The organism is Streptomyces sp. NPDC021212 (genome assembly GCF_044332925.1).
Classification (GTDB): domain Bacteria; phylum Actinomycetota; class Actinomycetes; order Streptomycetales; family Streptomycetaceae; genus Streptomyces.
Genome location: NZ_JBIRPZ010000008.1, coordinates 458,659 through 471,852, shown reverse-complemented (window position 1 = coordinate 471,852; position 13,194 = coordinate 458,659). Strand labels below are relative to the sequence as shown.

The window sequence follows — 13,194 nt, the reverse complement described above, 5'->3', positions numbered from 1 at the left end:
AGGGGAAGGGATTTCCATGCGAGACGTCGAAGCGGAGATGCACCGATGGTGGCGCGCCGGCGAGCCCTTCGCCCGGGCCACGGTGGTCGCCACCTGGCACTCCTCACCGCTGCCACCGGGCACGAGCATGCTGGTCGGGCCGGACGGCTCGGCTGTCGGCAGCGTCTCCGGGGGGTGTGTCGAGGGCGCGGTCTACGAACTGGCCCAGGAGGTCACGACAAGCGGCACACCGGTCCTCGAACGGTACGGGGTCAGCGATGACGACGCCTTCGCGGTCGGCCTGACCTGCGGGGGAGTCATCGACGTCTTCGTGGAGCGCGTCGACCGCGCCGCCTTCCCCGAATACGACGACGTGGCCGCGGCGGTGCGCGAGGGTGAGCCGGTGGCCGAGGTCATCTGCGTGGCGGTCGACGGCCCCGACCCGGCCGGGCGGCTCGGCCGGCGGCTGATCGTCCGTCCGGACATCGCCACCGGCTCCCTGGGCTCGGAACGGCTGGACGCGGCGGTCGCCGAGGACGCGCGCGGACTGCTGGCGGGCGGGCGCACCGGCACCCTCAGCTACGGCTACGACGGCGTCCGCACCGACGAGGAGCTGACCCTGTTCGTCTCGGTGCACGCCACACCGCCCCGAATGCTCGTCTTCGGCGCCGTGGACTTCGCGGCGGCCATGGCTCGCATCGGCACGTACCTCGGCTACCACGTCACCGTCTGCGACGCGCGGCCCGTCTTCGCCACGAAGCGCCGCTTCCCCGAGGCCCACGAGGTGGTGGCCGACTGGCCGCACCGCTATCTGCGCACCGAGGCCGAGGCGGGCCGGGTGGACGAGCGGACCGTGGTCTGCGTCCTCACCCACGACCCCAAGTTCGATGTGCCGCTGCTGGAGGAGGCGCTGCGCCTGCCGCTGGCGTACGTCGGAGCCATGGGATCCCGCCGCACCCACGAGGACCGGCTGCGCCGACTGCGCGACACCGGGATCGGCGAGGACCGGCTGGCCCGGCTCGCCTCCCCGATCGGCCTGGACCTCGGCGCCCGTACCCCCGAGGAGACCGCGGTCAGCATCGCCGCCGAGATCATCGCCGACCGCTGGGACGGCAGCGGCGCCCGGCTGACCTCGCTGACCGGCCGCATCCACCGGCCCCAGGCGGTGCGCCCGGCGGCCGAGGGCTGAGACGGGAACACCTGTCCGCCCGCGGACCGCCATCATGGTCCCGACCGCCGTGGGAACGGGAGGAGACCCCAACAGCCGTGGAAACCGCGCGCAATACCGACGACGAGGCCGGAGAACCACGCCAGGACGACCCGGCCACCGAGCGGGCCGACGACCCGGCCACCGAGCGGGCCGACGACACGGCCACCGAGCCGGCCGACCGTACGGCCGCCCCGCCGAAGACCGGCTGGCGCCGCTGGGTCATGGACACCAGGCCGCTGCGCCACCGCCCCTTCCGCCGGTTGTGGACGTCCACCACGGTCACCGCCGTCGGCAGTCAGCTGACCGCCGTCGCCGTACCCAAGCAGATCTACGACATCACCGGATCCTCGGCCTGGGTCGGTTACGCGAGCTTCGCGGGACTCCTGCCGCTCGTGGTGTTCGCGCTGTGGGGCGGTGTGGTGGCCGACCGGATGGACCGGCGCACCCTGATGCTGGTCACCAACGCGGGGATCGCCGTCACCTCGCTGCTGTTCTGGGCGCAGTCCTTCGCCGGTCTCGACTCCGTGCCGCTGCTGATCGTGCTGCTCGCAGCCCAGCAGGGGTTCTTCGGCATGAACTCCCCGGCCCGCAACGCCTCCATCGCCCGGCTCGTCCCCGCCCACGAGCTGCCCGCCGCGGGCGCCCTGCAGTCCACCGTCGCCCAGACCGGCATGATCGTCGGCCCGCTGATGGCGGGCGCGCTGATCCCCGTCGTCGGCCTGCCCGCCCTCTACCTGGCCGACGCCGTCGCGCTCTGCGTCACCCTGTGGGCCGTCTGGCGGCTTCCCGCGCTGCCGCCCCTCAAGGAAAGCGGGGGAGGCGGGCCACGGGCCGGATGGCGCGACGTGGCCGACGGCTTCCGCTACATCACCGCCCACCGGGTGCTGTTGCTGTCCTTCCTCGCGGACATCATCGCCATGGTCTTCGGCATGCCCCGGGCGCTCTTCCCCCAACTCGCCTCGCACACCTACGCGCCCTGGGGCGAGGGCTTCGCGCTCGGCCTGCTCTTCGCCGCGATCCCGCTCGGGGCGGTGGCCGGCGGCCTGCTCTCGGGCACCTTCTCCCGGGCCCGCCGCCACGGCCTCATGGTCATCGTCGCCGTGGTGGCCTGGGGCGTGGCCATCAGCGGCGTCGGCCTCAGCTCCAGCTTGTGGTGGGCGGCCGTGTTCCTCGCCGCCGCGGGCGTGGCCGACATGGTGTCCATGGTCTTCCGCGGTGCGATCCTCCAGTCCGCGGCCACCGACGACATGCGCGGCCGGATGCAGGGCGTGTTCACCGTCGTGGTGGCGGGCGGCCCGCGCATCGCCGATCTGCTGCACGGCACGGCGGGCTCCCTCCTCGGACCCCGCACGGCGGTCACCGCGGGCGGGCTGCTGGTCGCCGTGCTGATGCTCGGCCTGGCCGTCGCGGTACCCGGCTTCCGGCGCTACACGCCCTGACGGCCCCCGGGTGCGCGCCTGCGGGCAGGCGCGCACCCGGGCCCCGGCCTCAGGCCTCGCGCTCGCTGCGGTCCTGGCCCCAGAGGGTGTGGAACGAGCCGTCGCGGTCGGTGCGCCGGTAGGTGTGCGCGCCGAAGAAGTCCCGCTGCCCCTGCACCAGCGCGGCGGGCAGCCGCTCCGAGCGCAGCGCGTCGTAGTACGCCAGCGCCGCCGAGAAGCCGGGCGCGGGCACGCCCAGCTCGACGGAGGTGGACACCACCCGCCGCCATGCGTCCTGTGCTTCGCCCAGCGCCTGCGCGAAGTAGTCGTCGGCCAGCAGCGTGACCGGCTTGTTCTCCTTGCCGTACGCCTCGGTGATCCGGTTCAGGAAGCGGGCCCGGATGATGCAGCCGCCGCGCCAGATCCGGGCCACCGCACCCGCGTCGATGTCCCAGCCGTACTCCTGGCTGCCCGCCTCGATCTGGTGGATGCCCTGCGCGTACGCCACGATCTTCGACGCGTACAGCGCCTGCTCGACCTCATCGGCGAACCGCTCCGCCGCCTCACCCGTGAGCTGCTTGGCGGCGGGCCCGGGCAGCCCCTGCGAAGCGTCCCGCACATCGGCGTGGCCCGACAGCGAGCGGGCGAACACCGCCTCGGCGATGCCGCTCACCGGCACGCCCAGGTCCAGCGCGGTCTGGACGGTCCAGCGGCCGGTGCCCTTCTGCTCGGCCTGGTCCTGCACCACGTCCACGAACGGCTTGCCGGTCGCGGCGTCGGTGTGCGCCAGCACCTCGGCGGTGATCTCGATCAGGTACGACTCCAGCCGGCCGCCGTTCCAGGTGCGGAACACCTCCGCGATCTCGCCCGGCGTGAGCCCCAGCGCGCGCCGCAGCAGGTCGTACGACTCCGCGATGAGCTGCATGTCCGCGTACTCGATGCCGTTGTGCACCATCTTCACGAAGTGTCCGGCGCCGTCCGGACCGATGTGGGTGCAGCACGGGGTGCCGTCCACCTTGGCGGAGATGCTTTCCAGCAGCGGGCCGAGCGACTTGTAGGATTCCACCGAACCGCCGGGCATGATGCTCGGCCCGTTGAGCGCGCCCTCCTCACCGCCGGAGATGCCGGTGCCCACGAAGTGCAGCCCGCGCTCGCGCAGGGACTTCTCCCGGCGCCGGGTGTCGTCGAAGTGGGCGTTGCCCCCGTCGATGATCACGTCGCCCTCTTCGAGGAGGGGTGCGAACTCCTCGATGACGGCGTCGGTGGGCGCGCCGGCCTTGACCATGATGACCAGCCGCCGCGGCCGCTGCAGCGCGGCCACGAACTCCGCGGCGGTCTCGGTGGCGACGAAGCTCCCCTCGTGGCCGTGCTCCTCGATCAGCGCCTTGGTCTTGGCGGACGAGCGGTTGTGGACGGCGACCGTGTGCCCGTGCCGGGCGAAGTTGCGGGCGAGGTTGCTGCCCATGACGGCGAGCCCGGTGACGCCGATCTGGGCGGTGGGCTGGTTGGCGGAAGGGCTGGGCATACGGTGTTCCACTCCTGTCACGCGCATCGAAAACTTATGCGAGGCGGCAACGGTGAGGGGATGGGGATCCTCCCTCTCGGTCAGCCGGGTATCGCCCGGTCATAGTTACACGATGTGCTCGACGCAGGGATGTGTGTCCGAAGAAACCGGCCGGAGTGTGTCACTTTTTCCCGGCCCGGGAAGGGCGCCGGTTTGTGGTGTATCAACAAGGTGGGCGACGGGTGTGCCGCTGGGCCTGCGGATCGGGGGCGAGGGCGATGGTCATCCACGGCACGGCTTCCTCGCGGAAGGAGTGCCCGACAGGATCAGTGCCGCTGCGGTCGTCGAGGCTGAAGCCGGTCACCATGGCCATGTCCGAGCCGTCGGCGCTGGAGATCAGGTGGCTTCCGCAGCGGGGGCAGAAGCCGCGGCGCAGCGTGGGCCAGGCCGCGTACCAGGTGGGCTCGCCGCCTGGTCCGGTCCAGGTCAGCGTGGTCTTCGGGAAACCGACCCACAGCACAGCGGGCCCGCCGGACAGGCGTTTCTCGTGACGGCACGAGCACAGGTGCGGATCGTCCGGGATGCCGGCCACCTCGTAGGTGATGTGACCGCACTCGCAGCGTCCTGTCCGCACCGAAGGTGTCGGATCCGTCGAGTCGAGGGCCGGTGCCGCGTCTGCTGCCGAACGGTCCGTCGCGGGGACGGAGTCGGCCGGCTGGTTGCGCAGCCGGACTGCCTCGGGCGGCTCGCCGTCCACCGCTGAAGGGGGCATGGCGTGCGGGTAGGAGTGCACCGGCGGCAGGCCAGGCAGCACGCCTGGCCACACCGCCTCCAGCGCTTGCGCAGATGGGGCGAAGATCGGTCCCAGACCGGCCAGGGTGTGCGGGTCGTGCCACTCCCACCGGGTGAAGCGGTGCGGCTCGGGCAGGGCCAAGTCGCCGGTCCAGGCGGTGACGCGGACCACGGCAGAGATGCGGCGGACGTCGGCGCGGTCGTCGTGGAGGATCGTCAGCAGGTGCGCGTCGTCGAGGGCGGCTTTCAGACCGGTCTCCTCGGCCAGTTCCCGTACGGCCGCTGCCTGGGCCGACTCACCGGTCTCGATCCGACCGCCGGGCAGCTCCCACATGCCCCGGGTGGAACGCCCGAGCAGCACGCGCCTGGTGGCATCGGTGACGACCGCACACGCGCCGAACACCGCTTGCGGAGTCGGACGCCCTTTCTCCACCGTGGTGGCTGCGCGGACCGGCGTCCGCCCGACGGTAGCCGGCGGCCCGACCGCGTCGGTGGCCGAGGCCGCGAGCGAAGTCGCCTGCTCCGGCGCGGGGCTTGGAAGGGGTAGGTCGGGATAGGTCACGAGGCGGCTCCCTCATCGGTCGGGCGGGGGACGGGAAGCTCCCAGGACAGGCGGCCGCGTTGCGATGCGGCCCGCTGCCCACCGTCCGGATCAAGGGAAAGGTGGTAACGGTCGGGAGAGCCTGCTGCCCGCCACCGCCCGGCGAGAGCCTGGATCTCCTGCCAGATGTCGCGCGGTCCGTGGGTGATGACCGTCCAGTCTCGGTGGGCCACCGGCTCCACGCGCAGCCACGATCCGCAGCTGGGCGCCCCGATCACCAGATGCTCGGCGCCGAAGTCCCGTACCAGGCCACCACCGAGGAGATGGTCGGCCGCCAGCCACAGGCCCCGATCGGTGTCCGCAGGCGGGGCCAGCGTGCTCCGGTGCGTCCGCGTACCCGGCGCTGTGGCGATGCGCTGCCGGAACTCCTCGGTGAGGAAAATCCGCTCCATGCCGTGCCCGGCCCGGTGGGCGAACTCCACGGCCCACAGCTCCGCTTGGAGCCGCCCGTCTGCGGTGCGTTCGACGACGGCGAGAGCGGGCCACGACGGGGACGCGGTCGTCACGTGGGCGAGCAGCTTGCCGCCGGGGGCGAGCTGCTTCACGAGGGCTGCCGGCACGCACTCGGCCGTGTACGACACGAAGATCCGGTCGAACGCCGGGCCTGGGCAGCCCTGTTCTCCCGGCCCGCACACCACCTGCGGCCGGAAGCCGAGGCCGGCCAGCCGTACCGCGGCCGCGTCGGTGAGGTGGTGGTCACGGTCGAGGGTGACCACCCCCTGGTCGCCGCAGACCTGGCAGGCCACCGCGGCGGTCACCCCCGCACCGGTGCCGACGTCCAGCACTCGCTGACCGGGTCGAAGATCCAGCTCCTCCAGGAGCGTGGCGGTCACGCTCATCACGGTGGACATCGACGTGATCGACGCCCCCGACCGTGACCCGCGCACCCGGCCGAGGAGCGGCTCCCCGTCGTGTTGGACGAGCACACTGTCCCCGCCGTACAGCGACTCCAACAGCTCGGGGCGGTCCTGTGGCGCCGCCCAGTCCAACAGGTCCCACCACGGCGTCTCGCCAGGGGCGCTGCGCCGTACGTATGCCTGCGGCAGCAGCACCTCGCGGGGCAGCACCAGCAGGGCGTCGCGGACAGGACCCGGCCCCAGCGCACCCGTCGCCTCCAGGCGAGCGACCATCGCCGCCCGCGCGGCAGCCGGATCCACCGCCGTGTCGTGGACCGGTCGCTCCGTCGCCCCGCCGGCCGGTGCGGGGCCCGTGTTCATGGTGCTCATCGCCGACCCCAGCCCATTTCCGAGTACCGGCGCCCGGCGAGGATCCCGTCGATCGCCTGGCGGGCGTACGGCACGACCTCGGCCGGGAGATCCTGCGGTCTCCACCACCGCCACTCCACGCATCGGTCGGGCTCCAGCAGCTCCGGGGTACCCGACCAGGAGTGGGCCCGGAAGACGAGCCCGATCCGCGGCCGCGCGCCCGGCGAGTCGACGAGGTGAACCACGTGCACCAGCTCGATCGCGCCGGGCTCGATGATCAGCCCGGCCTCCTCCTCGGCCTCCCGCACCAGACAGCTGATCGCGGCTTCCCGCTCGCAGTGCCCGGCCAGGAAGTGCCACGTGTTCCCCGCGTACGCCGAGTCGGGGTGGCGCAGACCAAGGAGGATCCGCCCGCGCTCGTCCTGGAGGTACAGGTGGACACCGACGATGTGCAGTTCGGTCCCCTCCGGTGCCTCGTGGCGCAGCGGACGCACGCCGTCCGGCGCGCTGTCGGCCGCCGAGTACTGGGCCGCGTGCCGGCGGATCAGGTCGCCGGTTCCCGGGCTCAGGCACAAACGGTCCAGTACGTTTGGAGTGACCCATCGCAGCAGCACGCCCTCTTGCAGGTCCACCGTGTCGGGGTCGCCGCTCCAGAGGCCCGCGTAGACCTGAATGGGCACCGCGAGGCCGTCGACGCTCGTCGCCTCCTCCACGGCGTACGGCGTGAGGTTCGTGGGCTTCAGGCCGGGGGCCTCCTCGGCGAGCTCCCGCCGCAAGGTCGCCTCCAGGCATCGGTCGCCCATCTCGCGGCCTCCACCAAGGAGGGCGAATACCCCCGGCTCCAAGATGCCCGGCACGTTGTCGCGCAAGTGGAGCAGGTAGCGGCCCTGACCGTCGTGGATCAGAACGGACGCGTTGACGGGCTCGGGCCGCCCGTCGAGGCCGTGAACTTCGGCCTCCAGGAGTTTGGCGCGCAGCCTCGGCGATCTGACGTCGGAGAACGGAAGCCACTGGGCGTCGCGGACCCCCTGGTCCTGGCGCGCAAGCGGCCGTCGCTGCTCGGTTGTCAGGTAGAAGGCGAAGCGGAAGTCGTAGTGCTCGTGGGCAGGCTCGCCTTTGGCCGGATCGGCGTCGATGTGGTGGACGTCGATGTCGATCGGCGCGCCGAGGAACTGCGGGGTCAGGCACAGGTGTCCGCTGTGGATTCCGGTTTCCCCGGACACTTCCCGCAGGGCCGCGGCCAGGAGGCTCCGATCAGATCCTTCGATGTGGCCGCCTGACGCGAGGAGTTGCCCCGATACCTTGTGGCCGAGGTGCAGCACGCGTCGATCCCGGTCGATGACGACCGCGCTACAAGTGACGTGGCCGGGCAGAGTGGCACGGCTGGACGGGTCGGCGGGGCCGTCGAGGACGGCCAGCAGCCCTGCCAGGCCCTCTCGCTCACGCGGATGCCGGGTGAGGTACGCCTCGGTGGCCGCACGGATGTGGGAGCGGGTGGGCGGCACGTCATCACCTCGGGTGTTCGGGGGTGTGGGTCGTTCGAAGGAGTAGGTGGCGGTGGGCGGGGCGGTCCGGGCTGGGCTTCCTGAAGCGGTATCGGGGCGGCTCATGCGTGTGTCCCGCGTTGTTCGCCGTCCGGCTCGGAGGTGACCTGGTAGGACAGCAACTGCTGGAACAGGCCCGGTTGCCGGAGGAGCTGTGCGTAGGTGCCTTCCTGCACGATCCGGCCGTCGTCGAGGACCACGATCCGGTCGGCCACGGCGACGTTGGTGATGCGGTGGGTCACCAGCAGCACCACCCGGTCTCGTGCCAGGTCCCGCAGCCGGTGGAAGATCCGGTACTCGGCCCGGGGATCGAGGTTCGCTGTCGGCTCGTCGAGGACCAGCAACCCCGCCTCGCGGAAGAACGCCCGCCCCAGAGCGATGCGTTGCCACTGGCCACCGCTCAGCTCCTCCCCGTTGAGCCATTCCCGGGCCAGGAGGGTGTCCAGACCGGCGCCGAGCTTGTCGACGACTTCGTCGGCGTCGGCAGCCGCGCATGCCTCACGCACCGCCGCGTCGCCCCGGGGTGAGGGCTGTCCGAGGGTGATGTTCTCGCGCACCGTCAGTGGCCAGTGGGCGTAGTTCTGCGGCACCAAGGCCACCTGCTGCCACAGCGCCTGCGGATCGGCGTCGCCGGTGGGGGTGCCGTCCCACAGCACCTGCCCGTGGGTGGGCAGGTACAGGCCGCTGACGAGCTTCGACAGCGTCGACTTCCCGGAGCCGTTGTAGCCCACCAGCGCGGTGACCTCGCCGCGGCGCAGGGTGAGCGAAACCTCGGACAGCGCGTTCTGGTCCTTCCCGGCGTAGCGGTGGGAGACCGACTTGATCTCGATCTTCTCCGGCGGCTGGGGCCGGCACGCACCTCGGCGCATGCGGAACCCTCCGGCCTTGTCGAGGAAACCGCTCCAGTCGTCCATGTACAGCCCCGTGCGCACGGCGCGCGCCCCGACGCCCACCAATCCGCGGACCGACTGGCCCACGGTCTGCAGGGCGAAGATGGCCGTTCCCGCGTGCCCGACATTGATGCGGCTGGTGGCCAGCAGCCACACCACCGCCCCCCACACGATCGCCGAACCCGCACCTCCGCACAGCGCACCGACCAGGGACATGCGCGCCCCTTTGTCGGCCGCGGCCCTGTCCTCGCGGTTGATCCGGGCGACCGTCTGCCGGTACCGGCCGGAGAGGAAGGGGGCCATGGTCCCGGCACGGATCTGGTCGGCGGCGTCCTTGGTGTAGATGTTCCAGCGCAGCACCGACAGCATCCGGAGGTCGCCGTTGCTGCGAAGGTTCGCCAGGTAGCGCACTCGTGCGGCGCTGACCTGTGCCAGGGCCTGCGGCAGGCTCGCCGCCACCAGGAGCGGCAGGAGAACCCAATGCACTCCGGTCAGCACGACGGCCCCGGCGAGGAAGGACGCCGTCGAGGCGATCAGGTCCTGCCCCTCGTCGATCAGGTCCCCGGTGACCTGCGCTCCACGGTCGGCGGCCTCGCGGTCGCGATTGAAGTCAGGCTCGTCGTAGGCACACAGCTCCACCTCGGCACAGGCCGTGAGCAGCATCTGCTCGGCCTCCCGCGACATCAGCGGACCCAGCCGGGAAGACAGCCAGCCGACGGTGATGCCCAGGAGCGCCCGCACGCCGGACGCCCCGGCCAGCAGGGCCACGGACGGCCACGCCTCCAGGAGCCGGTGGTAGACGTCTCCGCTGGCCAGCAGCGCGGTCAGGGTGCCGCTGATGGCGACAAGGCCCAAAGCCTGCATCACGCCGGCGACTGCCTGGCACAGCAGGAGGCCGAGGGTCGCCGCTCGGTCGACCCGCCAGGCCAGTGCCAGTGACCGGCGCACCAACTGGGGTAAACGCCTGGCCATGTCGCTCATCCGGATCGAGCGGCCGGCCGCTTCACGGCTTCCGGTCACGTCCACGTACCGCATCTGCGACTCGGGAGCCTCCGCCTCCGCAGCGGTGGTCGGCTGGGCTTCAGGAGGGGCGCCCGGTCCGTCCTGTGGTCCGGCCGGCGTCGTCGCGGGCGGTTGGGGGAGCGGGGCGGACCGCGGCGCCGGAACGCCAACTTCACCGGAGGGCGGTGCATCGTGACGGTCGCTCATGCCGCCCACCTCGTATCCCGTTGTGCCGAGCGGCGGCCAGTGGCGTCAATCTTCTGCACGTCGAGGCTGAGCAGGGCCGCGAGAGGCCGCCGCCGTTCGAATCCAAGAGGCTGATGCACGAGGTCGAGTCCGGGACTCATGGCGTCCTCCAAGTGGGTGCACGAGGGGCACTGGTGCTCTAAGAACGGAGCCAGATGGGGCATCGTTACGGCTAACCGAGGAACAAAGGTTCTGAAAGGTGGCGGTTCGCTTGCCGCTGTGGGTTCGCCGGGTCCCGCCCGTTCGAACGGGGTGACATCACCCGGTCGGGGGATTGCGGCTTCACCAACCCTTTCCGTGGACCTAGCAGTTGCGAGCACGTAAACGGCCTGGCCGTTGCCCCTTTTAGGCGGCAGCCATGGCGGCAGCCGGTGGCAGGCGGCCGGGGAAACCGGCTGGACTCGAGAGGTCACGTCCCCGTTCGACGGTTCGACGGCTCGACGGCGGGCACCGTGGCCCTCGCCGGAACCGGGGATGTCGAGGCCGCCCTCGCCGAGGCGGAGCGGGAGGCCGGCGGCTTGGCGCCGTACGCCCGCGCACGAGGCCACCGGCGAGGCGTCCCGCTCCGGCGATCTGATCCGGTTCGCGGCCTTCGAGGGCAGGCAGCTCACCGACCTGCCCCACAGCGCGCGCCTGGCGTACATCGGCATCGACAACCGCGCGGCCGGCGCCACCGCCGCCTACCTCCTCGAACAGTGGCTCGGTGACCGGGCCGGGACCGTGCTCACCACGATCAGCGGGGGATCCTTCCGCGGTGAGGAGGAGCGCGACATGGGATTCCGCAGCGCGATGCGCCTCGCCACCCTGGACGCGTTCGACGCCCTGGGAAGGTCATGCGCCGTCTTCATCGCACACGATCTTGACCACGACAACACGCGACTCCTGCGCGAACGCCGCCTGTCCGCAGTGCTGAACCACGATCTTCGCCAGGACGTGTGCCGCGCGTGCCAGGCCATCATGCGGGCCAACAAGGCACTGCCGGATGTCCGTGGTCTGGCGGGCCGTGGCCCCGGGCCCGGTCGGATGGTGCCGCGGGGCGCTGTCGATTCGTCTGCTCGACGACCGCCCGGCTCGACCGCGAAGATGACGGCCGCGAATGGAGGGCCGCGGCCGTCAGTGATGAGAGGGTGCTTCGATCCGTCAGGGAAAGGTCAGGGTCTGAGCGAGCAACGTCACGAGGACGAGCACCGTGGGAAACAACGCGAGGAACATGGCGAAGGTGTAGCCCATGATGTCGCGCGCCTTCAGGCCGAGGATCGCGAGGGTGGGAAGCATCCAGAACGGCTGGAGCAGATTGGCGCTGGCCTCGCCGAGGTCGTACACCACGACCATCCAGCCCTGGTTCACGTGGAGTTCGTTGGCCGCCCCGAGGACGTAGGGCGCCTCCACCACCCACTTGCCACCACCGCTGGGTACGAACACTCCGAGCACACAGCTGTAGATACCGATGAGGGCCGGGTAGAAGTACTCGTTCGACACCGACACAAGCCAGTCCGCGATGGTCTGGTGCAGTCCGGTGAAGGCGATCATTCCGAAGATGCCGCCGTACAAGGGGAATTGCAGCAACACGCCCGAGGCGGCCGGTGCTCCCTCTCTGAAGGCCCGGGCGAGGTGTACGGGCCGCCAGTGCAGGATGAGGGCCAGCAGGATGAGGATCAGGTTGACGGTGTTCAGATCGAGGGCGTTGAGCGGATTGCCCTCGGCCTGGGCGAAGTGGCGGGCGAGATACCACACGCCCAGAACGAAGAGCGCGATCGTGAGGGTCGGGCTGAACTCGACCCATTCGCCGGGGCGGCTGCGCCGGTCGTTCGGGCTCTTCGTGCGGAGCGCGGGACCGAGATCGATGCCGAGGCGCTCCGCGGTCATCGCACGTTCCGGGGACGGGGCCAGGAACCACGCCATGGTGACCGCGACCGCGAAGACGACCGCCGTGGCCACGATGCCCTGCCAGAGGAAGATGGTGTCGGTCAGGGGAATGACCCCGCTGCCACGCTCCTCGGCGATGATCTTCTGCACGGCGGCGGGGCTGGAGGCCGCGCTGGCCACCTGCAGCGCGGCCGAGCCCGACAGGCCCTGGGCCCACACGGTGCCGAGCCCGAGGAAGGCCATGGCTCCGATGGCGCGGTAGTCGACTCCGGGCAGTCGGCGGGCGATCTCCTTGGCGAGGATGGCGGTGAAGACGAGGCTGAAGGCCCAGTTCACGTAGGAGGTGGCCATGGCGATGGTGGCGGTGAACGTGATGGCGCCGCGCGGAGTCCGGGGCAGGGCGGCGAGCCGGGCGATGAGGCGGGCGACCGGCGGCGAGACCGCGACCGCGTAGCCGGCGATGACGATGATCGCCATCTGCAGGGTGAACTCTATGAGCGACCAGAATCCTTTGCCCCATGCGTCCACGAGGCCGAAGCCGCTGGTCGCTTCCGGGTCGCTCGGCGTGCCGAGCAGACTTTCCCCTGAGACGAGTCCCAGGGCAAGGACCACGAAGGTGCCGATCAGGACGAAGCCGAGAGCGTCGGGCAGCCACTTCTCGGAGAAGCGGGTGAACCGCAGCGCCAGGCGGGCAAGCCAGGTCTCACCGCCGCTCACCTCCGCTTCCGATGTCTTGAAGCGGTTCGTGGTCATACGGATCTCCAGTTCATTCGAGCAGCCCGACCCATCGCAGGGCGAGGTGCGGAAGATACTGGTGGGGAGCAATTGCACGAGGCAATGGGGGAGTCGCACATCGGTTGGGGCCGCACCATGTGGATCATCCCCATGGAGGATCACCGGCGCGTGGGTGGAGCCGGCGCGTGGCGATGCGGTGCGG

8 protein-coding genes and 1 pseudogene are annotated in these 13,194 nt (G+C 71.2%); 3 read left to right on the top strand and 6 right to left on the bottom strand.

The features are described from left to right. Nucleotides 1-16: 16 nt before the first annotated feature. A complete protein-coding gene (locus tag ACH4SI_RS23850) occupies nt 17-1,168 on the top strand; it encodes an XdhC family protein (RefSeq protein ID WP_398298717.1) in 1,152 nt (383 codons plus the stop codon). Between the two features lie 77 nt (nt 1,169-1,245). Next, nucleotides 1,246-2,628, top strand: a complete 1,383-nt coding sequence (locus ACH4SI_RS23845) for an MFS transporter (protein ID WP_398298715.1) — start codon at nt 1,246-1,248, stop codon at nt 2,626-2,628. A 49-nt stretch (nt 2,629-2,677) separates the two neighbouring features. Here ACH4SI_RS23845 and gndA read toward each other — a convergent pair whose 3' ends face one another. The 5 genes from gndA to ACH4SI_RS23820 all read right to left on the bottom strand — a co-directional run bounded on the left by gndA (nt 2,678) and on the right by ACH4SI_RS23820 (nt 10,178). Then, nucleotides 2,678-4,132 carry an NADP-dependent phosphogluconate dehydrogenase gene (gndA, locus tag ACH4SI_RS23840; protein ID WP_398298713.1) on the bottom strand — a complete coding sequence of 485 codons (1,455 nt, stop codon included), beginning with the start codon at nt 4,130-4,132 and terminating at the stop codon, nt 2,678-2,680. Between the two features lie 202 nt (nt 4,133-4,334). Further along, the gene (locus ACH4SI_RS23835) at nt 4,335-5,465 is read right to left on the bottom strand and encodes an NUDIX domain-containing protein (protein ID WP_398298711.1); all 1,131 of its coding nucleotides are present in this window, start codon (nt 5,463-5,465) and stop codon (nt 4,335-4,337) included. Further along, nucleotides 5,462-6,730, bottom strand: a complete 1,269-nt coding sequence (locus tag ACH4SI_RS23830) for a protein-L-isoaspartate O-methyltransferase (RefSeq protein ID WP_398298709.1) — start codon at nt 6,728-6,730, stop codon at nt 5,462-5,464. The genes ACH4SI_RS23835 and ACH4SI_RS23830 overlap by 4 nt, the downstream gene beginning before the upstream one ends. Next, nucleotides 6,727-8,214, bottom strand: coding sequence for an NUDIX domain-containing protein (locus ACH4SI_RS23825; protein WP_398298707.1), 1,488 nt, complete (start codon nt 8,212-8,214; stop codon nt 6,727-6,729). Before ACH4SI_RS23825 ends, ACH4SI_RS23830 begins: the two co-directional genes overlap by 4 nt. Before the next feature lie 101 nt (nt 8,215-8,315). Then, a complete protein-coding gene (locus tag ACH4SI_RS23820) occupies nt 8,316-10,178 on the bottom strand; it encodes an ABC transporter ATP-binding protein (protein WP_398298816.1) in 1,863 nt (620 codons plus the stop codon). Nucleotides 10,179-10,997: 819 nt separating this feature from the next. On the opposite strand from ACH4SI_RS23820, the pseudogene ACH4SI_RS23815 reads away from it, so the two are divergent. Continuing rightward, a pseudogene (locus tag ACH4SI_RS23815) lies at nt 10,998-11,372 on the top strand (LacI family transcriptional regulator); the annotation flags it as partial. A 159-nt stretch (nt 11,373-11,531) separates the two neighbouring features. Here ACH4SI_RS23815 and ACH4SI_RS23810 read toward each other — a convergent pair. After that, nucleotides 11,532-13,010, bottom strand: a complete 1,479-nt coding sequence (locus ACH4SI_RS23810) for a short-chain fatty acid transporter (protein WP_398298705.1) — start codon at nt 13,008-13,010, stop codon at nt 11,532-11,534. Nucleotides 13,011-13,194: the final 184 nt, after the last annotated feature.